Source organism: Caldimonas tepidiphila, assembly GCF_003569765.1.
GTDB classification, from domain to species: domain Bacteria; phylum Pseudomonadota; class Gammaproteobacteria; order Burkholderiales; family Burkholderiaceae_C; genus Caldimonas; species Caldimonas tepidiphila.
Window position 1 is genome coordinate 1 of the sequence record NZ_QXMG01000082.1, and the last position, 21,213, is coordinate 21,213.

The window sequence follows — 21,213 nt, forward strand, 5'->3', positions numbered from 1 at the left end:
AGCACCAGCTGCCGCGCTCGCGCCAGCGCCTCCCGGCCGAAGGGCGTCAGCTCGCTGCGCCGCCCGATCCGGTCGAACAGCGGCTGGCCGAGCTCCTGCTCCAGCGCGAGGATGCTACGGCTGAGCGCCGGCTGCGTCAGGCACAGGGCCTCGGCGGAGCGGCTGAAGGAGCCGCTCTCGGCCAGCGAGATCAGGTGGCGGAGCTGGACGAGCGTCATCGCGCAGGCAAATGCATGAGTTCGACTCATCGTAATGGAGAAAACAATGCATTGGACGCGAGGATTTCCCCTTCCTACGATGCACTCACGCTCGCACCTCACAACTTTCGCGAGCGCCTCGGGCGAAGGAATCGCCCGCCGCCTACAGACACACGGACCCATCCGTGGCGCAGGAGACAAGATGAACCGGATCGTCAAACGTGGCGTGGCCCTGCTGAGCGGGCTGCTGCTGGCCGGCAGCGCGCTGGCGCAGTCCTACCCGGCCAAGCCGGTCAACCTGATGGTGCCTTACCCCGCCGGCGGGCCGTCGGACGCCATCGCGCGCATCTTCAACACCGCGCTCGGCAAGGAGCTCGGCCAGCAGGTGCTGGTGGAGAACCTGGGCGGCGTCAGCGGCGCGCTCGCGGCCCAGAAGGTGCTGGGTGCGCCGGCCGACGGGCACTACGTCTTCCAGGGCTCGCCCAACGAGGTGATCCTGTCGCCGCTGGCCAACGCCTCGGTGAAGTTCAGGACCGAGGACTTCCGGCTCGTGCATCCGGTCGCCGACGCGGTGATGGTGTTCGTCACACGCAAGGACCTGCCGGTCAGCAGCGTGGACGAGCTGATCGCGCTGGCCCGGAAGTCCACTGACCGGCCGCTGACCTACGGCAGCGTCGGCGTCGGCTCGCTCTACCACCTGATCCTCGAGAACGTGCAGGATCTCACCGGCACCAAGCTCGTGCACGTGCCCTACAAGGGCAACGCGCCGCTGATGCAGGACATCGGCGGCGGCCAAGTGGACTTCGCCGTGCTGGTCTACAGCGCGGCCATGGGGGCGCTTGCCGAACAGGGCAAGCTCAAGGTGATCGGCCAGCTCGGCGCGCAGCGCTCGGAGCTGCTGAAGAACGTGCCGACGGTCGGCGAGGGCCAGGCGCTCAGGAACTTCTCCTACAAGATCTGGACCGGCTTCATGGTGCCCCGCAGCACCCCCGAGCCGGTGGTGCAGCGCCTGCACCAGGCCGTGGGCAAGGTGCTGCAGGACCCGGGCGTGCGTTCGCAGCTCGCGGCGCAGACCCAGCTCGCGTCCGCGCCGATGACGCTGGCCGAGTCGGCCCGCTTCTTCGAAGCCGAGACGGCCCGCTACCGCGCCATCGCCCGCCAGATCGACCTGCAGCCGCAGTGAGCCGGGGCATCGGGGCATCGCATGAGCTACCTGCTGCAAGCGCTGGCCGACAGGGCCGGGGAGTTCGTCCGCCTGCGGCGCGACATCCACCGCCACCCCGAGCTGGCCTTCGAGGAACACCGCACCGCCGCGCTGGTGGCCGACAAGCTGGAGGGCTGGGGCTACGCGGTCGAGCGCGGCATCGGCGGCACCGGCGTGGTGGGCACGCTGGTCAGGGGGCAGGGAACGCGCAGGCTCGGCCTGCGCGCCGACATGGATGCGCTGCCGATCAGCGAGGCTTCCGGTGCCGAGTGGACCAGCCGCCGCCCTGGCGTGATGCACGCCTGCGGCCACGACGGCCACACCGCGATGCTGCTCGCCGCCGCCCGCCACCTGGCCGAGCACGGCCGCTTCGACGGCACGCTGCACCTGATCTTCCAGCCGGCCGAGGAGGGCGGGGGCGGCGCGCTGCGCATGATGGAGGACGGCCTGTTCGATCGCTTCCCCTGCGACGCCGTCTTCGCGATGCACAACATGCCCGGCGTGCCGCAGGGCCGCCTGGTGCTGCGCGAGGGGCCGGCAATGGCCTCCAGCGACTACGCCACCGTCACGCTGACCGGCATCGGCGGCCACGGCGCGATGCCGCACCGGGCCGCCGATCCGGTGGTCGCCGCGGCGAGCGTGGTGATGGCGCTGCAGAGCGTCGTGTCGCGCAACGTCGATCCGCTGCAGGCGGCGGTGGTGACGGTGGGTGCGCTGCACGCCGGCCGGGCCAACAACGTGATCCCGGCCAGCGCCACGCTCGAGCTCAGCGTGCGCGCGCTCGACCGCGAGGTGCGCGGCCTGCTCGAGCGGCGCATCAGGGCGCTGGTGGTGGCGCAGGCCGAGAGCTTCGGCGTCACCGCGACCATCGACTGGCGCGCCGGCTACTCGGTGCTGGTCAACACGCCCGCCGAGACGGCCTTCGCGCGCGAGGTGGCGCTCGAGCTGCTCGGCCCGGAGCGGGTGACGCTGCAGGGCCCGCCGCTGACCGGCAGCGAGGACTTCGCCTTCATGCTCGAGCGCGTGCCCGGCAGCTACCTCCTCATCGGCAACGGGGACGGCGGCGACGGCCGAGCGGCCTCCGCCTGCATGGTGCACAACCCGGGCTACGACTTCAACGACGACAACGTCGCGATCGGCAGCGCCTACTGGGTGCTGCTGGCCGAACGTTTCCTGTGCGAGGACGCGGGCGCATCGACCCGGGATGGCCGGTCACCCGAGCAGGAGGGGGCCGGGCAATTGTCGGACGCCGGGAGCTGCCATCTCCCGTGAACGCCCGGGCCGCGTGCCGCGCATGCCAGCGCTGCGCTCGCCTCATTCTGCGATCGGCGCACCAGGCATGCCTGCCATCACCTCGGCCAAGATGCTCACGCCCCGCTGAATCTGTTCGCCCGTCAGGCTGGCATATCCGAGGACGAGTCCTGCGGGACGATGCCGCTTGCGCGGCGGCGGCTTGGCGAACAGCGGCGACACGGGGTACACGCCCACGCCCCGCTCGCGGGCCGCGGCCGCCAGCGCCAGCTCGTCCTGCGGGCGCAGGAACGGCAGGCACAGCACCACATGCAGCCCGGCCGCCGCACCAACCACGCGGGAGTCTTGCGGCAGGTGGCGCGCGACGGCGTCGAGCAGCGCGGCGCGCCTGCGCTCGTTCTCGCGTCGCAGGCGCCGGACGTGGCGCTCGTAGGCGCCGCTGTCGATCAGCGACGCGAGCGCCCGCTGCTCCAGCACCGGCGCATGGCGGTCGCTCAGCCGCTTGGCCTGCCGGAACGCCGGCACCAGCTCGGCCGGCAGCACCAGGTAGCCCAGCCGGAGCTGCGGCGACAGCGCCTTGGAGAAGGTGCCGACGTAGATCACGCGGCCCTCGGTGTCGATCGACTGCAGCGCATCGATGGGGCGCTGGCCGTAGCGGAACTCGCCGTCGTAGTCGTCCTCGATGACCCAGGCGCGGTGCCGCTGCGCCCACTGCAGCAGTTCCTGGCGACGGCCGACCGGCAGCGTGCCGCCGAGCGGAAACTGGTGCGACGGCGTCACGTAGGCCAGGCGGGCCCGCTCGTCGCGCGGCAGGCGTGCCGTGTCGATCCCGTTCGCGTCCACCGGGACGGCGAGCAGCGTGGCACCGGTGGCTTCGAAGCAGCGTCGTGCCATCAGGTAGCCCGGATCCTCGAAGACGAAGGCATCCCCCGGATCGAGCAGCACCCGTGCGCACAGGTCGATGGCCTGCTGCGAGCCATGCACCACGACGATCTGCCCGGCGTCGCAGCGCAGCCCCCGCGCCCGCGCCAGGTAGCCCTGCAGCGCGCGGCGCAGCGACTCGTCGCCTTCGGGCGCGGCGTAGTACAGGCTGTGCTGATGGCTCAGCAGGGCCGCCTGGTAGGCGCGTCGCCACGCCAGCACCGGGAAGTCGCGCGAAGCCACCGCGCCGTAGAGGAAGTCGATGCGCAGGGGTTCGGCAGCGGGCAATGCCGACAGGACCATCTTCTCCACGCGGCGGCCGAAGTCCGACAGCGAGGGCGCGGGCCGGGCGCTGCGGACCGGTGCCGGCGCTGCCGCGGGCCGCATCGGGGCGGCGACGCGGGCGGCGCGCCCGGCCGACGTGACGATGAACCCCTCGGCCGCGAGCTGCTCGTAGGCCGCCGTGACGGTGGTGCGGGACACCCCCAGCTCCGCCGCCAGGGCCCGCGTGGACGGCACGCGCGCGCCCGGGCCCAGCGTGCCGTCAACGATCCGGGCGCGCAGCAGCTCGCAGATGCGGCGTCCGGCCCCGGTCGCGCCGGTGCGGCGGGGGGAGGGCGTGCGCAACTGGTCCATCGAGAATCAGGAAAACTGGATCTTGCGATTGTGCCGGTTTGGGGCGAAAGTGGCCGGCACCGATGCCCCCCGAAACCACGCCGCCAGCGATGTACATCCCGCCGCATTTCGCCATCACCCGAGCCGAGGCCCTGCACCGCATCGTCCGCGAGCACCCGCTCGGCGCGCTGGTCACGCAAGGGCCCGCGGGCCTGGACGCGGAGCACATCCCGTTCGAATTCGACCCGGGCGCCGGGCCGCTGGGTACGCTCACGGCCCACGTGGCCCGCGCGAACACGCTGTGGCAGCGCTGCCGTGAGGGCACGCGGGTCATGGTGATCTTTCGCGGCGCCGAGTCCTTCATCTCGCCGGGCTGGTATCCCGGCAAGCACGAGACGCACCGCCAGGTGCCGACCTGGAACTACGAGGTGGTGCACGCGCACGGCACGCTCGTCGTGCGCGACGACGAGCGCTTCGTGCGCGGCCTGGTCGCACGCATGACGCGGCGCCACGAGGCGGGCGAGCCCCGGCCCTGGAGGATGTCGGACTCCGCGCCCGGATTCATCGACGAACTGCTGCGCCACATCGTGGGCATCGAGATCGTCATCGACTCCCTGGTGGGCAAGTCCAAGCTCAGCCAGAACAGGGACGCGCGTGACCGCCTCGGCGCCGCCGACAGGCTGGCCGAGCGCGGGCAGGGGGAGCTGGCGCAGCGGATGCGCGAGGCCGGCTGAGCGGCTGGCGGGCTGCGCGACACCCTCGGCCCGACGATGGCCGGCGGGAGCCTTGGTCCCGATCACTCCACCCAGGTACATCTCCAACTTCACCATGTCATTCCTCGCCTTCCTGATCGCAGCGATCGTTCTCGCCGTCACGCCCGGCCCCGGCATCGCCTACGTGGTCGCCCGCACGGTCGCCGGCGGGCGTGCCGAGGGCCTGGCCTCGTGCATCGGCACGGGCCTCGGCGGCCTGGCGCACGTGCTGGCCGCGGCCCTCGGCCTGTCGCTGCTGGTGGCCCAGTCGGCCACGGCCTTCAACATGGTCAAGTACCTGGGGGCCGCCTACCTGGTCTACCTGGGCGTTCGTCTGCTGCTGCGCAGGCCCCAGTCCTTCGCGGCCGGGCCCGTGGCTTCCCGAGGTGCGCGACGCGCGCTGTTCGAGGGCGTGGTGGTCGAGGCCTTGAACGTCAAGACGGCGCTGTTCTTCCTGGCGTTCCTGCCCCAGTTCACGTCGGCGAGCGCTCCCCTGGTCCCGCAGCTCGTCCTGCTGGGCGGCATCTGCGTAGCGCTCAACACGCTCGTGGACGTCGTGGCCGTCTTCGCCGCGCATCGCTTGCTCGAGTCGGGCGAGGCGCGTGCGGCGCGCGCCCGGGTCCTGACCTGCGCCTCGGGCGTGACCATGATGGGGCTGGGCGCCTTCCTGGCGCTGGCGCGACGGGAGGCCTAGGCTGTGTTTGGAAAGTTCAGGGCAGTGCCAGGATAACGTGCTCGGAAAACTCGTAAGTTGAAACGTACACGGGGGCGGGCTCCGCCTTCCGCGGCGTTCCAAGGCAGAGTTGGCGTCCAAACAGGTTGTGGGGACCGCACAGCGCGTTGCGGGGAGCACGCGCTGACACCCTAGGTGCAGCTCACCGTTTCTGCACGTACTCCCGCAACCCGGCCACCAAGCCGTCGAACACCACCTTGCAGCGCGGGCTGTCGCGCAGCCCCTCGTGCATCGCCACCCATGTGGTGAGCTTGAACGAGAACGCGTTCGGCAGCACCCTCACCAAACCCGGTTCTCGGGCGGCCAGCCCCACCTGGCAGACGCCGATGCCCGCGCCGGCGCGAATCAGCGCGAGCTGTGCGAGATCGCTGTCGCTGCGCCACGAGAACTTGTCCCGTGTCCAGGCTCCGATGTGGCGCTGTGCGCCGCGGATGAAGGGCGTTTCGCGGTCGAAGCCGATCAGGCAGTGGCGCCCCAGCTCGGCCATCGTTTCCGGCTGGCCTTGGCGCTGCACATACGCAGGGTGCGCATGCAAGCCCAGCAGCACATCACCCACCCGCGTCGCCAGCAGCACGTCCTGCGTGGGGGTCGTCATGCGAACCGCGATGTCGACCTCGCGGCGCACCAGGTCCTGGACCTCGTTGCTCAACACCAGCTCCATCTGCAGATCGGGGTAACGCTGCTGGAGCCGGGTGAGTATCGGCGGCAGCACCTCCACGCCCACCACCTCGCTCGCCGAGACGCGCACCGCGCCCTGGATCCCTTCGCCGAAGCCGCGGGCGGTTCGCTCGAGGGCGGACGCCGTGCTCCGCATCGAGGCCGCATCGGCCAGCAGCGCCCGGGCGGCGTCGGTGGGAAGCAGCCCCGACTGCGACCGTGTGAACAGGTGCAGGCCCAGCGCCTTTTCCAAGCTGGAGACCTGGCGTCCCACGGTTGGCTGGGTCAGGCCCAGCGCGCGCGCCGCGCCCGATAACGAGCCCTCCTCCATGACTGCAAGAAAGGTGCGGTACAGCTCCCAGCCGATTGTCGATGCCATGCATGAATGTATAGCGACGATTCGCTATTCAGCAATTCCTTTTGTACCCGAGTCCACCAAGAATGAGCCCCATCAACCCACAGGAGAGAAAGATGAACGGCAAGCAAAAGGCGCTGGTGCTCGGTGCCACCGGCGGTATCGGCGGCGAGGTGGCGCGGCAACTGCGCGAGCGCGGATGGACGGTGCGCGCGATGAAGCGCGGTCTGGACGCCGCGGCGAGAAACCGGGAGGGACTCGAATGGGTGGAGGGCAATGCCCTCGTGTCCTCGGATGTGTGCGCCGCGGCTGAAGGTTGCGATGTCATCGTGCACGCGGTCAACCCGCCGGGCTACCGCCGGTGGTCGGAGCTGGTGCTTCCGATGATCGACAACACCATCGCCGCAGCCCGCGCCCGGCGGGCCACGGTGATCCTTCCCGGCACCGTCTACAACTTCGGCCCGGACGCCTTTCCCATGGTGACCGAAGACGCGGCCCAGAACCCGGTGACCCGCAAGGGCGCGATCCGGGTGCAACTGGAACAGCGCCTCCAAGCCGCGGCCGCGCACGGCGAGATCCAGGCCATCATCTTGCGTGCGGGGGACTTCTTCGGGCCAAAGGCGGGCAACAGCTGGGTGAGCCAGGCGATGGTCAAGCCCGGTCAGCCGGTGCGCATGGTGCAACTGCCTGGCAAGCCGGGCACGGGCCACCAGTTCGCCTACCTGCCCGATGTGGCACACACCATGGCGGCGCTGATCGAGCGCAGGCGCGAGCTGCCGCCCTTCGCCCGCTTTCACATGGCAGGCCATTGGGACGCCGATGGCACGACGATGGCGCGCACCATCCAGCGCGTGGCGCACCGCCGCGGCTTGCCGATGCCGAAGGTGAAACCCTTCCCCTGGTGGATGGTGCGACTGGCCTCCCCCTTCGTCACGACCTTGCGCGAGTTGCTGGAGATGCGCTACCTGTGGCAGCAGGAGGTGCGGATGGTCAACGACAAGCTCGTGGCCTTCCTCGGGCACGAGCCCCACACGCCATGGGACGATGCGGTCGAGGCCAGCCTGCGCGGCATGGGCTGCCTCCCCAGCGCAGCCCGCGCCTGCGCCATCTGCGAGCCGGCGGAGGGACGTTGAGATGGCCCCCGCACTGCAGACGTCCGGGGATGCCGGTTGGCGCCGCTGCTGGCCATCGTGGTCGTGGTGATGCTCATGGCGCAGTTCACTGTGGCGGGGCTTGCATTGTTCCAGGCGCAAGGGTTGTGGATGGTGCACGCCACCCTGGGCGGCATGATTGCCCTGCCCGTGCTGGCCTTGCTGGTGGAGACGCGCCGCGGCACACCGATGGCCGAATTCGGGTGGCTGACGCGGGGCCTCTTGCTCCAATACCTGCTGCAAGTGGGACTCGGCGCCGCGTCCGACTCACCCGGCCTGGCGGCCGTTCGCGTTGCTCACGTCGCCAATGCCAGTGCGTTGCTGTGCACAGCAACGGTTCTGGCGGTACGGCTGTGGGGGCCTGTTCGGGTTCGGGGGAAGTAGCTTCGATCCGACCTCGAAACGCCGTGGATTCCAGTACTGGGCTGCCTGCTTGACCAGTGGCCTTTCGCGAGGCCTGAGGGGGCCGCGCCGTGGCTACCCGATTCGACAAGCTCGCCGTGCAGTTCGTCGCCACGGTCAAGCTCGCCATGATCCGACAGCACCTCAAGGCGTTTCCAAACAGAGCCCAGGGCGGCGAAGAGGAGCGCGTCCCTTCAGACGGGATGCGGCTGCCGGCTCGCCTGTCGAGCCTGCACGATGCCTACTGCCAGTTTGCCGAGCGAAATCGGCTTTGCGACGTAGGACTGGAATCCTGCCGCCAGACCTGCCTGCCGGTCGGATTCCATGGCGAACGCCGTCAGCGCCACCGCGGGCAGCTCGTGCTTGCCGCAGCCGGGCAGCTGCCGCGCGGCCCGCACGAAGGCCCGCCCGTCCATGAGGGGCATGCCGATGTCGGAGACCAGCACGTCGAAGCGCTCGGACCGCAGCAGCTGCAGCGCCTCGGCGGCCGAGGCCGCCGGCCGGACCTCGGCGCCAAGGCTGGCGAGTGCCACCTGTGCGACCTCGCGCGCATCGGCCTCGTCGTCGACCAGCAGGATGCGCATGCTCCCGAGGTCCGCCGGGATCCGGCACTCCGGCGCTTCGCCGGCCGCTGCCGGCGCGATGTCGAGGCCGTCTTCGAGGCGGGGCAGGAACACGGAGAAGATCGCCCCCCGGCCCGGCCCGGCGCTCTCGGCCTCGATCGCGCCCTGGTGCAGTTCGACGAGCGCACGGCTGATCGCGAGGCCCAGGCCGAGTCCGCCCGCCCTTCGCGTGTGCGACGAATCCTCCTGGCGCATGCGGTCGAACACATGGGGCAGGAAGTCCGCGGCGATGCCGCGTCCCGTGTCGCTGACCCGCACGACGGCCCGGCCCCCCTCGGTCGAGGTCGCCACCTCGATGCGACCGCCGGCGTCGGTGAACTTCAGCGCGTTGCCGACGAGATTGGCCAGCACTTGCGACAGCCGCCGCGCATCGGCCTCCACCAGCACCGGCGCGGCCTCCCTGTGGGACAACTGCACGCCCTTGAGCTGCGCTGCGTGCAGGTGCGACAGCACCGTGTCGCGGGCCACTGAGGCCAGGTCGGTCGGCTGCCGCTCGAGCACCAGCTTGCCCGCCATCGCAGTGCTCATGTCCAGCAGGTCGCTGACCAGGCCGACCTGCAGCTGCGCGTTGCGCCGGATCACGTCCGCCGCCTTGACCAGCATCGGGTCGCCCACGGCCTTGCGGGCCAGGATCTCGGACCAGCCGGTGATCGCGCTCAGGGGCGAACGCAACTCGTGCGACACGCTCGCCAGGAACTCGTCGCGCAGGCGGGCCAGACGCTCGGCTTCGGCGCGTGCGGTGCGTTCCTCGGCCAGCGCCCGGTTCATCGTCTCCGCCAGCTGGACCATCTCGTGCACGTCGAGCAGCGTGCCGACCCAGCGCATCGGGCTGCCGTCCTCGGCCTTCACCGCCCGGGCCTCGATGTCGAACCAGCGCGGCGGCGCTTCGTCGGCCTCATGCACGCGGCAGCGTACCCGCAAGTCCGATCCCGACGCCAGGCTGTCGCGCCAGGCCTGCTCGAAGCCTGTCCGGTCCTCGTCGGCAATCAGCGCCGCCATCTCGTCGACCAGGAAAGGGCCCTCGGGCCGCCGACGGCGTATCCAGGGCTTGTTGGCGTACTCCAGTGCCCCATGCGCGTCCGCCAGCCAGACGACCTGCGGCAACGATTCGGCCAGCACCGCGAACTGGCGCTCGACGGCCCGGGCCGCCAGCGCCTGCATGCGGGCCGAATCGCCGAGCCTGACGAGCGCGCGCTGCACGGCGGAGACCTCGCCGAGCTGTCCGTGGTGGGGCATCGCCGCCACCGGGGCGCCGGCTTCGGTGGCGGAGGCGGCTTCGGCCAGCAGCCTCACCGGCCGCACCAGCCGCCCCGCCACCAGCCAGGCCAGTGGCACGGCCGCGAGGCCCAGCGCGAGCGCGCCGGCGAGGAAGGCGTTGCGCAGGTTGTGCGCGGGTGCGAGCGCGGCCTCGACGGGCTGGCGCGCCACGACCTTCCAGCCGAAGCCGGGAAAGCGTCCGCGCGGGCCGGTCCCGGCGACGTAGGTCAGGTAGTCCCGCCCGTCGGCCCAGGTGACGCGCCCGGCCGGCGCCCCGTGCAGGCGCGAGATCGCGCCCAGGTCGGTGCCGGTGGGCAGGTCCGCGGCCCCGGCCAGCACGACCTTGCCGGCGGTGTCGACCAGGATGGCCTCGACGCCGCGCCGCTCCTTCAACGGGCCGAAGACATGCTCGCGCAACTGCTTGGTCCACTCCCAGGCGACGTGCGTGACGAAGACGCGGAACACCTTGCCCGAGGCATCCTCGATCGGGGCGGAGACATCGAGGAAGCGCAGGGTCTCGCCGTCGGAGGGCCGGGGCAGCAGCTCGGCCAGGCGCACCGCATCGTGCACGTCGCCCAGGAAGGGGCCCTTCAGCCCCTCGTCGAAGACCGGCCGGCCCCTGCCGTTGCCGCCCTCGAAGATTCCCCCGCTGGCCGCGAGGACCGTGGCCGTGGCGGCATCGACGATTGCCACGTAGGCGAACTCCGGGTGGTTTTCCTGGAACTTGTCGAGCGCCGCGCGCATCGAGGCGGGGCTGGCATCCGGGTCGCGGAAGCGGTCGCGGTAGGTCTGGGTGAGGACCTCGCGCAGGAAGCGGTCCATGCCCCCGGACAGCTCGCGCGCCATCTGCTCCGATTGGCTCTCCAGGTTGGAGGCGCTGAGCTGCAGGATCTGGCGCTCGGCCGCGTGCGACAGCATCAGGGCGAGCAGGACCGCTGAGCACAGCAGCAAGCCGCCCAGCGCCAGGCCGACCCGGGTCTGCAGGCGCTGCAGGCGGCGAGGCGGGGGCAAGCCCGGTTCCTGATCCGATGAGGCCATCGCCTTTGCCATTGAGCGGGTTTCCTGTGGAAAGGGCGGTAGTTTAGGGAGGGCGAGAGCCGCCCCGCCTTCGGGTACGCGTTGTCCTCTATGGCTGCTTGATCGTGCGCAATGTATGCGCCGCGCGAAAGCGGGGAACCCGGAGGCCGGCCGCAGCTTCAGGTGATCACGGCAGTGTCCACTGTAGCCCGCAGGGAGTCGCGCGGCAGCCGCCCCGGATGCGATCTCTAGCCCTCGTGGTGCCCCCGGGGAGAGCACGACGGTATGTCTGCCAGAAGTGAGCCGACGCGCCGCCGCTGCGTCCGCTTCCCGGGCAGCTCAGGGGACCGTCCGGGGTCGAGGGCTGACGGCCGAGCGCTCCCGGCCAGGGGCGGAAATCCGGTGGGCCGCCGATGCTATCGGGCGAACCTGCGCGCACCGGCCACGCAGCCGATGACCGCCACGGCCGCCAGCTGCATCAGCCAGCTCACCTGTTCGTGCAGCAGGGCCGCGGCCAGCATGAGCCCGATGAAGGGCTGGAGCAGTTGCAACTGGGCGACGGAGGCCACGCCACCCTGGGCCAGGCCGCGATACCAGAACACGAAGCCGAGCAGCATGCTGAACACCGACACGTAGCCCAGCCCGAGCCAGGCCGAGGCGCGGATCCCCTCGAACGAGGGCGGGGCCGTGAGCCAGGCCAGGGGCAGCATCACCGGCAGCGCCAGCACCAGTGCCCACGAGATGACCTGCCAGCCGCCCAGGCGGCCCGTCAGCCGCGCCCCTTCGGCGTAACCGAGCCCGCAGGCGACGATGGCCGCCAGCATCAGCGCATCGCCGACGGGCGCTGCGGCCAAGCCCTGCGCCAGCGCATAGCCTGCGATCAGGCCGCTGCCCAGCGCCGAGAACAGCCAGAAGGCCGGGCGCGGGCGCTCGCCGCCGCGCAGCACCGCGAAGACGGCCGTCGCCAGCGGCAGGGCGCCGATGAACACCATGGCGTGCGCCGAGGTGATGCGCCGCAGGGCCAGGGCGGTGAACAGCGGGAAGGCCACCACGCAGCCGAAGGCGACCAGCGCCAGCGGGGCGAGGTCCTGCCGGGCCGGCCGCCGCTGCCGCAGCGCGAGCAGCAAGCCGGCGGCGAGCAAGGCTGCGAGGACGGCCCGCGCCCCCGTGAGGAAGACCGCATCGAACTCCATCACCGCCAGCCGGGTCGCCGGCAGCGAGCCGCTGAAGATCAACACCCCCACCAGGCCGTTCAACCAGCCGCGCGTCGTCCGTTCCAAGTCAAGCTCCTTCGACAGCCTCGTTTATCGCTTCCCGCGGCCGGGGGTGCCAGACACAATGGCATACAGTTCAAGGAAACTGTGATGCCACAAACTCCACTACAGCTGCATGCCGACTCTGCGCCCGCCTTGCAGCCGACCACGCGCATCGCCGAGGTGATGAACGCGATCCGCGCTCGCATCGCGGCGCGCAGCCTGACCCCCGGCGAGAAGCTGCCCTCGATCCGGTCCCTGGCGGCCTCGATGCGGCTGTCCACCTCCACCGTGGTCGAGGCCTACGAGCGGCTTTCGGCCGAGGGGGTGATCCGCTCGCGTCCGGGCTCCGGCTTCTTCGTCGCCGGGACGCTGGCGCCGCTGTCGATGGCGGAGATCGGCCCGCGGCTCGATCGCGCGGTCGATCCGTTCTGGGTCTCGCGCCAGTCGCTCGAGGCCGACGATGCGACGCTCAAGCCGGGATGCGGCTGGCTGCCGCCCGACTGGCTCCCGCAGGAGGCGCTGCGCCGCAGCCTGCGCACGCTGGCCCGGGCCGGCGAGGCCGCGCTCACCGACTACGGATCGCCGCTGGGACTGCCCGCCCTGAGGCAGCTGCTCGCCCGCAGGATGGCCGAGCGCGGGGTCGAGGCCGGCGCCGACCAGATCGTGCTGACCGAGTCGGGCACGCAGGCCATCGACCTGGTGTGCCGCTTCCTCATCGAGCCGGGCGACGCGGTGCTGGTGGACGATCCGTGCTACTTCAACTTCCTGGCGCTGCTGCGCGCCCACCGGGCCCGGATCATCGCCGTTCCCCACACGCCCACCGGCCCCGACGTCGAGCGCTTCGCCGCCGCCCTGGCCGAGCATTCGCCGCGCCTCTACATCACCAACGCAGCGATCCACAACCCCACCGGCGCGACGCTGTCGCCGGTCACCGCCCACCGCGTGCTGAAGCTGGCGGACGAGGCGCGCCTGACCATCGTCGAGGATGAGGTCTTCGCGGACTTCGAGACGGCGGCGGCCCCGCGGCTGGCAGCCTTCGACGGCCTGCAGCGGGTGGTGCAGGTCGGGAGCTTCTCCAAGACGCTGTCGGCCGCGGCGCGCGTGGGCTATGTCGCCGTTCGCCGGGACTGGGTCGAAGGCCTGGTCGACCTGAAGATCGCCACCAGCCTCGGCAGCGGCCAGGTGTCCTCCGGGCTGGTGCTGAACGTCCTCAGGGACGGCAGCTACCGCAAGCATGTGGAGGGCCTGCAGGTGCGTCTCGCCCGCGCGATGATCGAGGTCGGCTCGCGGCTGGAGGAAGTCGGTATCCGGCCCTGGCTGCAGCCGCAGGCCGGCCTCTTCCTCTGGTGCCGGCTGCCCGAAGGCGTCGACGCGGCCGCCCTGTCCCGGGCGGCCCTGGCCCGGGACATCGTCCTGGCGCCGGGCAACGTGTTCAGCCCCTCCCAGTCGGCCGATGGCTTCATGCGCTTCAATGTCGCGCAGTCGCAGGACGACAGGCTGTTCGACTTCCTTCGCCATGCGCTAGGCGGCAGGGGCGGGCGGCGGCGCTGATATCCGGTATTTTTAGAGGCGGTCGAAGGAAGCGGCAGGGGCGGAACGCCCGTGAGGGCCGCGGCTCGCGCGCGTGCTGGCGCGCGTAGCGGGGGAGATCGCATGCCGGGGATAGCCGGCGTCGGATCGGTCCGGTCGGTGAGCCTGCAATGGCTTCCGGGCGGTGAAGGACAGTCCTCTCGGCCATGACCGGCCGTTCGCCACGGACCGATTCATGGGGCTTGGCTGGGATGTTGCCTGCCGGCAGCAGCCCAGGTCCTCAGCGTCCGGTGCGCAGCCTGCGCGCAATCGGAAACCGGACTAGCTCTTGACCAGCGCGCTGACGATCTTGCGGGCAAATGGCGCCAGCACCATGACGACGGGGAACGCGATCAGCCAGGAAGGCAACCATGCGCTGATCCAGAGGGCGCCGAATGCCTCGGCGAAGCCGGCATTACGGTAGGTGGAGACGCCGGAAACGATCAGGGACATCATCCCGGACAGGAGTAGCGCGAATAGCGCAGGAGCAAATCTCGCAGAGAACATGGTTTCTCCCGGGTGGGTGCTGGTTCAGGAATTCATTGGCACAGGCGGAAAGTCGATATCCGTCTGCGCGATGTTGTCGGTGTAGTTGCTAAACAGGTTCTGAGAGAGTTTTCAAACGGGCTCTCAGGGTTGGGGATCGAGTCTTTCGTGGAAGCCGGGCACGCCCTGCTTCCAGTACGAGGCAATGCGCAGCGCGTGGCGAGGGTGCTTGTGTTCTTCGAGGCAGATGGCTCTGGCGGCCTTCATCACCTGGGACTCGCCGGCGCACCAGATGAATCCTTCTCCTGGCGGAAGGGGCATGGACCGCAGTTGCGAGAGCCATTGCGCATCGGAGTTCGCCCAGACCAGGTGCGCATCCGCTCGGGTGGACAGGCGCCGCTCGTCGTCGGGACTGGGGACATGAACCAGCACGATGGCCTTCGTGCCGCTGGGAAGCTCCCTCAGCCGCCTGGAGATCGCCGGCAGGGCTGAAGCGTCGCCTGCAAGCAGATGCCAGTCGTAATCCATCGGCACCACCATGGAGCCGCGCGGTCCAAGAACCGCGATCGCGGCGCCGGGAGCCGCAGTGCGCGCCCATCGGCTGGCAACCCCATCGTCGTGCAGCGCGAACTCGATGGCCAGCTCCGCCCGCGCGGGATCGATATCCACCGGCGTGAAATCCCGTAGCACGGCATCGGCGCCGGGGCCCGGCAGTGCGAGCTTCACGTGGTCGTCGAACGACAGCGACTGGAAGTCGCGCAGGTCGTCACAGGCCAACACGACGCGGACAAAGTTTGCGCTAACCTCCTCGCGCCGGCTCACGATGGCCGTCCGTCGCCGCGGCTCGAACCGAACACGCTCGACACGGCTCGGGCTTGCACAAGAACACATGACACGCCTCCCAGTTCATTGACAATATCCACGATCATGGCGAAACAAGTAGACAATGTCAACGATATGGGCGTGCATGGGTCCGGCGACGTGCTCGATGCCATCCAGTCCGTCGCACATCTGGTCCGCTCCAGGCAGCTGCAGGTGCTCAGGGGCGGGGAGGAGGACTTGACGCCCCTGGAGGCGCGGGTCCTGCTCTACTTCCTGCACCATCCTGGCGGGACGCTGGGCGAACTCACCGAGCACTCCGGCCGCGACAAGAGCCAACTCGGGCGGTTGCTCGGCGGGCTCAAGGAGAGGGGCTGGCTTCAGGCCGAGACGGACGAGAAGGACCGCCGCCTGGTGCGCTTCACGCTGACGGAACGCGCCCGCCGGCGCCAGAAGTCGATGATGAGCCAGCGTAGCCAGCTCATCGAGACGGCAATCCACGGCTTCACCGACGCCGAGCGGCACAGCCTGCTTGCTTTGCTCGAGCGCGTGCGAAGCAACCTGGACAGTCTTGCCTGACCCCGCCGAGCGTCAAGGCGCCGGTGCGCCTCTGAGCATTTGCGGCGGCTTCGCCCACTGGCCCGGGCAGCGGTGACGAGGAAGCCCGAGGACGCTGACGGGCCGCCCCGCCGGCGACGAAGCGGCCGAAGGCATCGAGCAGCGCCACGCTGTTCTTCGCCTGGCGCTGTTCCTGCGGGTGCTGAAGCACCAGTACCTCGGTGCGATTGGCGGTCGGCCACGCCAGTGCGCACAGGCAGGTCGCGCGGCAGAGGCAGAGCGTGGGCGGGGAGTTCATGGGGGAAGGATCGCATGCCAATTCCGTCCACCGCCCTGCGTCGGCCCTGGCTGTCGATGTCGACGACCGGATGCCATTGGAAGTTCAAGCGGCCATCCGGACTGCATCGTCTGATAAGGCGAACATCCACGGCTCGCTTCGGGTTGGGATCTGAAGGACAGCCGCTGTCGGCCATGACCGGACTTCCGTCAGAGTTCCCGGAAGCAGTCTCGCGTCCCGCTCCCGGCCTCCTCAGTCACGAGCAGGTGCCAGACACGACTTCCGCCGCCGCAGGATCTTGTGGGGCTCGCGGGAAGCCGTACAGCAGCTCCGGATTGCGACAAAGAACTTTCCCGACGGCATCCGAATCGTCGAGCCAGTCGTGCAGCACCGCGGGAACCTGGGCCGCGAGCTGCTGATCCTCGTGAGCCGTGCAGGGCCAGTCGCTTCCCCATAGCAGCCGCTGCGGACCCAGCAGGTCCAGCCAGCGCCGGGCCAGTTCCTGCGGCTTCGAGTTGCCGAGTCGGTAGGGCGCGCTGAGCTTCACGAACAGGCGGTCCTCGCGGCCCCGTGCCACCCGCTCCGGCTCGGCGCCATGGGCAGGCTTGCCGAAATGGTCCAGCACGAGCGTCAGGTCCGACGGCAACTGCCCCAGCACCTCCTGCAGCCGGCCCGGCTCGGTGTGGAGCTCGACATGCCAGCCCAGGGATTGGAGGAGGGGAAACAGGCGGGTCGAGCCGGGCGGGAGCCGGTGGTCCGTGCCGACGAGATTGAGCCGGATGCCGCGCACGCCCAGCGCATCCATCGCTTCCAGTTCCGCAGCATCGATGTCCGGTGCAACGACGGCCACGCCCCGAAGCAGGTTGGGGGCACCGCGCAGCATCTCCAGCAGGAAGGCATTGTCGTAGCCCAGGAAACTGGGCTGGACCAGCACCCCCCGGCTCACGCCGTGAGGCCGGGCGCCAAGCAGCCACTGCTCGAGAGAGGCCCCATAGCCCGGCGCATAGCGGGCGCCGGCCACCGGCACCAGCCCGGAGGGAAAGACATGGAAGTGGCAGTCCGTGACTGCCCCCTGCGCCGGCAGGGCCGGGTTGACGGAGGGAATTTCGAGCGGCATCATGGCGCCAATTCTAGTCCTCTATAGGACTAAAGGACAACGATGAAGACCGTGGACCGCTCCCCCGCTGCGCTGCCAGCCCGCGAACCCGAGACCGGCGTGAGCCGCTACGCCCTGCTGGCCCGGGAGATGCGGCAGCGCGTGGTCAAGGGCCTCTGGCCGGCCGGCAGCGCCATCCCTGCGGAGAGCGAGCTCGCCCAGGAATTCGGCGTCGCGCTCGGCACGGTCCGGCAGGCGCTCGCACTCCTGGTGGCCGAGGGCATGCTGGAGCGCGTGCAGGGCCGAGGCACCTTCGTGAGCCAGGGGCTCAGCGGCGCGTCGATGCTGCGCTTCTTCCGCTTCCGGGACGCCACCGGCGAGGTGCCGCAATCGACCATCCTGGAGCGCCGCAGCGTCAACGCGACGGCCGAGCAGGCCGGCCTGCTCGGCATCGCGCCGCCGGCGCGCTGCCTGCGCCTGAAGCGCCTGCGCTCGCTGCAGGGCAGCCCGGTCCTGCTCGAGGACATCCTGCTGCCGCTGCCGGACTTCGAGCCGCTGCAGCGCCTGCCGCTGAAGTCCTGGGACGACCTGCTGTACCCGATGTTCTGGAAGCACTGCGGCATCACGGTGGCGCGGGCGCAGGACGAGCTGACCTTCGGGGCGCCGGACGCCGCACAGGCCGCCGCGCTGGGCCTGCAACCCCGACATCCCTGCATCCGCGTCGAACGGCGGGCCTACGACTTCGCCGGCCGCTGCATCGAGCTGCGCACCACGCTGGGCGACGCCCACGCCTTCCACTACAGCGCCGAGACGCGCTGAACACGTTCCCCCACTGGAGACATCCATGATCCAACGACGCGCCGTCCTGGCCGCTGCCGCCTTCGCCTGCATCTCCGGCGCCACGGGCGTGGCCCACGCCCAAGCCCCGGCCTGGCCCACCAAGCCGGTCACGCTGATCGTCAGTTATCCGCCGGGCGGCGGGGCCGACATCATGGCCCGCATGATCGCGCCGAAGATCGGCGAGGCGCTCGGGCAGCCGCTCGTCATCGAGAACCGCCCGGGCGGCAGCGGTCAACTGGCGGCGGGTGCGGTCAGCCGTGCGCCGGCCGACGGCTACACGCTGCTGTTCGACGCCTCGTCCTACGCCGTCACGCCCACGCTGTTCCCGAATTCGCCCTACAAGGGCGGCAAGGCCTTCCGCACCATCGCCGTCACGGCCCTGTTCCCGAACGTCGTGCTGGTCAATCCGACCCTCCCGGCCCGCTCGGTGGCGGAGCTGGTCGCAGCCGCCAAGGCCAAGCCCGACGCGGTGGCCTTTGCCTCGTCTGGCAACGGCTCGGCCCAGCACCTTGCCGGCGTGCTGTTCGAGCAGAGCGCGAAGGTGCAGATGATGCATGTGCCCTACAAGGGCGGCGGCCCCGCACTGAACGACGTGATCGGAGGCCAGGTGCCCGTGTTCTTCGGCAACGTCGCCTCGACGCTGCAGCACATCCAGTCGGGCAAGCTGCGCCCGTTGGCCGTGAGCGGACGCACCCGCTCTGCCGCGTTGCCGGACGTGCCCACCGGGATACAAGCCGGACTGCCCGGCTTCGAGATCTACGAGTGGAACGGCCTGTTCGCGCCTGCCGGCACCCCCGATACGGTCGTCGACAAGCTCTCCAAGGCGGTGCAGCACGCACTCCAGTCCCCGGAGGTGAAGGGCCGCATCGCTGCACTGGGGGGCGAGCCCTTCCAGGGAGGCATGGACGAGTCGGCGAAGTTCGTCTCCGGGGAACTCGAGCGCATGAGCAAGCTGATCAAGGACCGCTCCGTCACGGTCGAGTGAGGAGGCAATCCGGGGTAGGCTCAGCCAGATCTACGCTGGCTGCCTGAGCGCAGGACTCTTTCAGAGGCCCATTGCCGCGCGCACCAGAACCCCTGAGCCATCCTCGGAGGGACCTTGGCGCAGAAATCTCCTGCGCACATGCGGCCACTGGACATGGGAGAAGGGGAGCGTGCTCATGGCCGTCCTGATGTCCGCTTTCACCTGCGACCAGCTTCCGCTTCGGGTCGGGAGCAGAAGGACGGGGGCTGTCGGCCATGAGCGGCCGCTGGCGATGGAGAGGCGTCGAACGGCTCCAAGGCGCATCACGAACATCCGCAGGGCGGCAAAGCGGCCGGCTCGATGAGCGATCGCCGGGCAACGGCCACCGTACGGGCACAGGGCTGCCTCTGCGAGCAGCGGATGGCAACTTGCAGAGCCGGCGGCGGGTTATGCGTGTCCCTCGGACGCCCGAGGCTGCTGCCGGGCCGCCACGCCGGCGACGAAGCAGCCGAAGGCATCGAGCAGCGGCGCGGCGTCGAAGGACGGGCCTTCCAGCATCGCCAGCGCCTGCACGGTGGCTTCCAGCGTCGAGACCTGGTCGGCTCGTCGTGCCGCGCGGATCGCGCGGTAGCGGGTCGGCGCCGGCGCGTCCAGCGACAGCCGCGGAAGCGCCGCCAGGGTCGGGTGCTCGAGCAGCATCCGCAGGCTCTTGCGCCACGTCGCATCGATCACCACGAGCCGCAGCGGCGCCTCCGTCATTCCTGGAGCCGGCGGCGCGGGCGCCGCCGGAACGTCCGGGTAGAGCAGCCGGGTGTCCCGTCCGGGGCGATGCAGCAGTGCCTGCAGCGCCGCGGGCGCGAAACGCTCGCCGACGACCACCTCGCAATGCGCCAGGGACAGACGCAGCAGCGCCACGCTGTTCTTCGCCTGGCGCTGTTCCTGCGGGTGCTGAAGCACCAGTACCTCGGTGCGATGGGCGGTCGGACGCGCCAGTGTGCACAGGCAGGTCGCCTGCGGGCGCAGGCAGTGCACGCAGGTCGCGCGGCAGAACGTGGGCGGAGAGTTCATGCGGGAATAATCGCACGCCCATTCCATCCACCGTCCCGCGTCGGCGTTGGCGCCCGATGGCGACGTCCGGACGCGATTGGAAGTTCGCCGGCCATCCGGACTGCATCGGCTGGTAGGCAATGTCCACGGTTCGCGCTGGGGCAGAGGCTGAAGGACAGTCGCTGTCGGCCAGAAGCGGACATCCACCTCACGTCAAGGTTGCTGTTCGAAATCCACGGTTTCGACATCGTCATCTGAAGCAATCGGTTTCCCGAAGGCCTGGAGCCAAAGGTCGCCTGCAACACCTGCTGTCAGCGACGCGAGGAAGATTGCCATCTTCGATGAAGTGACCAGTTCTGGTTGTCTGACGAACGCAAGGTTCGTAATGAAGATAGACATCGAAAATCCAATGCCACCGAGCGGAGCCGCTCCGAAGATATGACGCCAACTCAAGTACAGCGGCAATTTGCAAATGCCCATGGCAACGGCCATGAAGCACATCAATGTAACGCCTGATGGCTTGCAGATTAATGGTTCCGCAGCGATGCCGATGCTATTTGCCGAAGCGAGCTCTGACCCGCTTGCCGACGCTGCCCAATAGCCGCACAGGGGAATTGCTGCCGCCTCACCGGACATCGGCCGACTAATCCGAGGCGTCAAGGGTGTGTTCGGCGGGCGCTTGCAGTCCCCTGGTTTCGCTATTTCTTCTTCTCCTTCTTCCCTTTATCGTAATGCCACTTGATGGCGAAGAACATGCCCGTGATGAACACGAGAACCTTGAACGTAAAGAAGACTACAGGGATCCAATCCATCATTCTGAGTATTTCCAAGCTATTGCTTGACACTATCTATCGTGAGAAGCACCACATCAAAACGCTGCTTCAGCAACTTCATTTTTATTCGAACCATCATCGAATCCAGCTTCGATTATAACATGCCCATCACACGGCATAAGAACCTGCGCTTGGTCTGAGCGAAAGACCTGATTGGCTTTGGTCTGCCCCGTTCAAAAAGCCAATTTCCTGAGTGTTTTGCTAATTAACATCGGTTGTATTTTTTGGGCAAATGGCAAGTCCGTGACGAACGAGGTCAGAAACATGTATCGTTACCTGATTCGTCACGAAGCTCAGCTTGGCTCATCCTGTGAGACTGTCGACCACTACGCT

General features: G+C 69.4%; 20 protein-coding genes. 10 read left to right on the plus strand and 10 right to left on the minus strand.

What is annotated here, in order from left to right:
* The coding region (locus D3A59_RS22910) for a LysR family transcriptional regulator (protein WP_157991659.1) at positions 1 to 218 on the minus strand (218 nt) is incomplete at its 3' end.
* 181 nt (positions 219 to 399) lie between these two features.
* Between D3A59_RS22910 and D3A59_RS22915 the strand changes: the two genes are divergently transcribed.
* The gene (locus D3A59_RS22915; protein ID WP_119157639.1) at positions 400 to 1,380 is read left to right on the plus strand and encodes a tripartite tricarboxylate transporter substrate binding protein; all 981 of its coding nucleotides are present in this window, start codon (positions 400 to 402) and stop codon (positions 1,378 to 1,380) included.
* Positions 1,381 to 1,401: 21 nt separating this feature from the next.
* Complete coding sequence (locus D3A59_RS22920; protein WP_119157640.1) at positions 1,402 to 2,673, plus strand: M20 aminoacylase family protein; 1,272 nt, start codon at positions 1,402 to 1,404, stop codon at positions 2,671 to 2,673.
* 42 nt (positions 2,674 to 2,715) lie between these two features.
* Here the strand turns inward: D3A59_RS22920 and pdxR are convergent, their stop codons facing one another.
* The gene (gene pdxR, locus D3A59_RS22925; protein WP_119157641.1) at positions 2,716 to 4,209 is read right to left on the minus strand and encodes a MocR-like pyridoxine biosynthesis transcription factor PdxR; all 1,494 of its coding nucleotides are present in this window, start codon (positions 4,207 to 4,209) and stop codon (positions 2,716 to 2,718) included.
* 89 nt (positions 4,210 to 4,298) lie between these two features.
* Here pdxR and D3A59_RS22930 point away from each other — a divergent pair, with 89 nt between their 5' ends.
* Entirely contained in the window at positions 4,299 to 4,922 is a 624-nt protein-coding gene (locus D3A59_RS22930) for an FMN-binding negative transcriptional regulator (protein ID WP_119157642.1), read from the plus strand.
* 94 nt (positions 4,923 to 5,016) lie between these two features.
* Positions 5,017 to 5,634 (plus strand): LysE family translocator, encoded by a 618-nt coding sequence (locus D3A59_RS22935; RefSeq protein ID WP_119157643.1) that lies wholly within the window; start codon positions 5,017 to 5,019, stop codon positions 5,632 to 5,634.
* Between the two features lie 181 nt (positions 5,635 to 5,815).
* On the opposite strand, the gene D3A59_RS22940 is transcribed toward D3A59_RS22935, so the two are convergent.
* Complete coding sequence (locus D3A59_RS22940; RefSeq protein ID WP_119157644.1) at positions 5,816 to 6,709, minus strand: LysR family transcriptional regulator; 894 nt, start codon at positions 6,707 to 6,709, stop codon at positions 5,816 to 5,818.
* A gap of 92 nt (positions 6,710 to 6,801) precedes the next feature.
* On the opposite strand from D3A59_RS22940, the gene D3A59_RS22945 reads away from it, so the two are divergent.
* Together D3A59_RS22945 and D3A59_RS22950 are read left to right on the plus strand one after the other, a co-directional pair.
* Complete coding sequence (locus D3A59_RS22945) at positions 6,802 to 7,818, plus strand: NAD-dependent epimerase/dehydratase family protein (protein ID WP_240636180.1); 1,017 nt, start codon at positions 6,802 to 6,804, stop codon at positions 7,816 to 7,818.
* 36 nt (positions 7,819 to 7,854) lie between these two features.
* On the plus strand, positions 7,855 to 8,220 hold the full coding sequence (locus D3A59_RS22950) for a DUF6220 domain-containing protein (RefSeq protein WP_119157646.1): 366 nt from the start codon (positions 7,855 to 7,857) through the stop codon (positions 8,218 to 8,220).
* Positions 8,221 to 8,432: 212 nt separating this feature from the next.
* On the opposite strand, the gene D3A59_RS26750 is transcribed toward D3A59_RS22950, so the two are convergent.
* Positions 8,433 to 11,129, minus strand: a complete 2,697-nt coding sequence (locus D3A59_RS26750; RefSeq protein ID WP_157991660.1) for an ATP-binding protein — start codon at positions 11,127 to 11,129, stop codon at positions 8,433 to 8,435.
* Between the two features lie 422 nt (positions 11,130 to 11,551).
* A complete protein-coding gene (locus D3A59_RS22960) occupies positions 11,552 to 12,415 on the minus strand; it encodes a DMT family transporter (protein WP_119157648.1) in 864 nt (287 codons plus the stop codon).
* An 84-nt stretch (positions 12,416 to 12,499) separates the two neighbouring features.
* Here D3A59_RS22960 and D3A59_RS22965 point away from each other — a divergent pair, with 84 nt between their 5' ends.
* Positions 12,500 to 13,942, plus strand: coding sequence for an aminotransferase-like domain-containing protein (locus D3A59_RS22965; RefSeq protein WP_119157649.1), 1,443 nt, complete (start codon positions 12,500 to 12,502; stop codon positions 13,940 to 13,942).
* 300 nt (positions 13,943 to 14,242) lie between these two features.
* On the opposite strand, the gene D3A59_RS22970 is transcribed toward D3A59_RS22965, so the two are convergent.
* The gene (locus D3A59_RS22970; protein ID WP_119157650.1) at positions 14,243 to 14,467 is read right to left on the minus strand and encodes a DUF2798 domain-containing protein; all 225 of its coding nucleotides are present in this window, start codon (positions 14,465 to 14,467) and stop codon (positions 14,243 to 14,245) included.
* 123 nt (positions 14,468 to 14,590) lie between these two features.
* Positions 14,591 to 15,268, minus strand: coding sequence for a siderophore-interacting protein (locus tag D3A59_RS22975; RefSeq protein WP_170162382.1), 678 nt, complete (start codon positions 15,266 to 15,268; stop codon positions 14,591 to 14,593).
* A 105-nt stretch (positions 15,269 to 15,373) separates the two neighbouring features.
* Between D3A59_RS22975 and D3A59_RS22980 the strand changes: the two genes are divergently transcribed.
* Positions 15,374 to 15,844, plus strand: coding sequence for a MarR family winged helix-turn-helix transcriptional regulator (locus D3A59_RS22980; RefSeq protein WP_119157652.1), 471 nt, complete (start codon positions 15,374 to 15,376; stop codon positions 15,842 to 15,844).
* Positions 15,845 to 16,356: 512 nt separating this feature from the next.
* On the opposite strand, the gene D3A59_RS22990 is transcribed toward D3A59_RS22980, so the two are convergent.
* Positions 16,357 to 17,220 carry an amidohydrolase family protein gene (locus D3A59_RS22990; RefSeq protein ID WP_119157653.1) on the minus strand — a complete coding sequence of 288 codons (864 nt, stop codon included), beginning with the start codon at positions 17,218 to 17,220 and terminating at the stop codon, positions 16,357 to 16,359.
* A gap of 39 nt (positions 17,221 to 17,259) precedes the next feature.
* Here D3A59_RS22990 and D3A59_RS22995 point away from each other — a divergent pair, with 39 nt between their 5' ends.
* Together D3A59_RS22995 and D3A59_RS23000 are read left to right on the plus strand one after the other, a co-directional pair.
* Positions 17,260 to 18,015, plus strand: coding sequence for a GntR family transcriptional regulator (locus D3A59_RS22995; RefSeq protein WP_119157654.1), 756 nt, complete (start codon positions 17,260 to 17,262; stop codon positions 18,013 to 18,015).
* Positions 18,016 to 18,040: 25 nt separating this feature from the next.
* Positions 18,041 to 19,021 carry a tripartite tricarboxylate transporter substrate binding protein gene (locus tag D3A59_RS23000; RefSeq protein ID WP_119157655.1) on the plus strand — a complete coding sequence of 327 codons (981 nt, stop codon included), beginning with the start codon at positions 18,041 to 18,043 and terminating at the stop codon, positions 19,019 to 19,021.
* A gap of 426 nt (positions 19,022 to 19,447) precedes the next feature.
* On the opposite strand, the gene D3A59_RS23005 is transcribed toward D3A59_RS23000, so the two are convergent.
* On the minus strand, positions 19,448 to 20,068 hold the full coding sequence (locus D3A59_RS23005; protein WP_119157656.1) for a tRNA-uridine aminocarboxypropyltransferase: 621 nt from the start codon (positions 20,066 to 20,068) through the stop codon (positions 19,448 to 19,450).
* A gap of 192 nt (positions 20,069 to 20,260) precedes the next feature.
* The gene (locus D3A59_RS23010; protein ID WP_119157657.1) at positions 20,261 to 20,683 is read right to left on the minus strand and encodes a Na+/H+ antiporter NhaA; all 423 of its coding nucleotides are present in this window, start codon (positions 20,681 to 20,683) and stop codon (positions 20,261 to 20,263) included.
* Between the last annotated feature and the right edge of the window lie 530 nt (positions 20,684 to 21,213).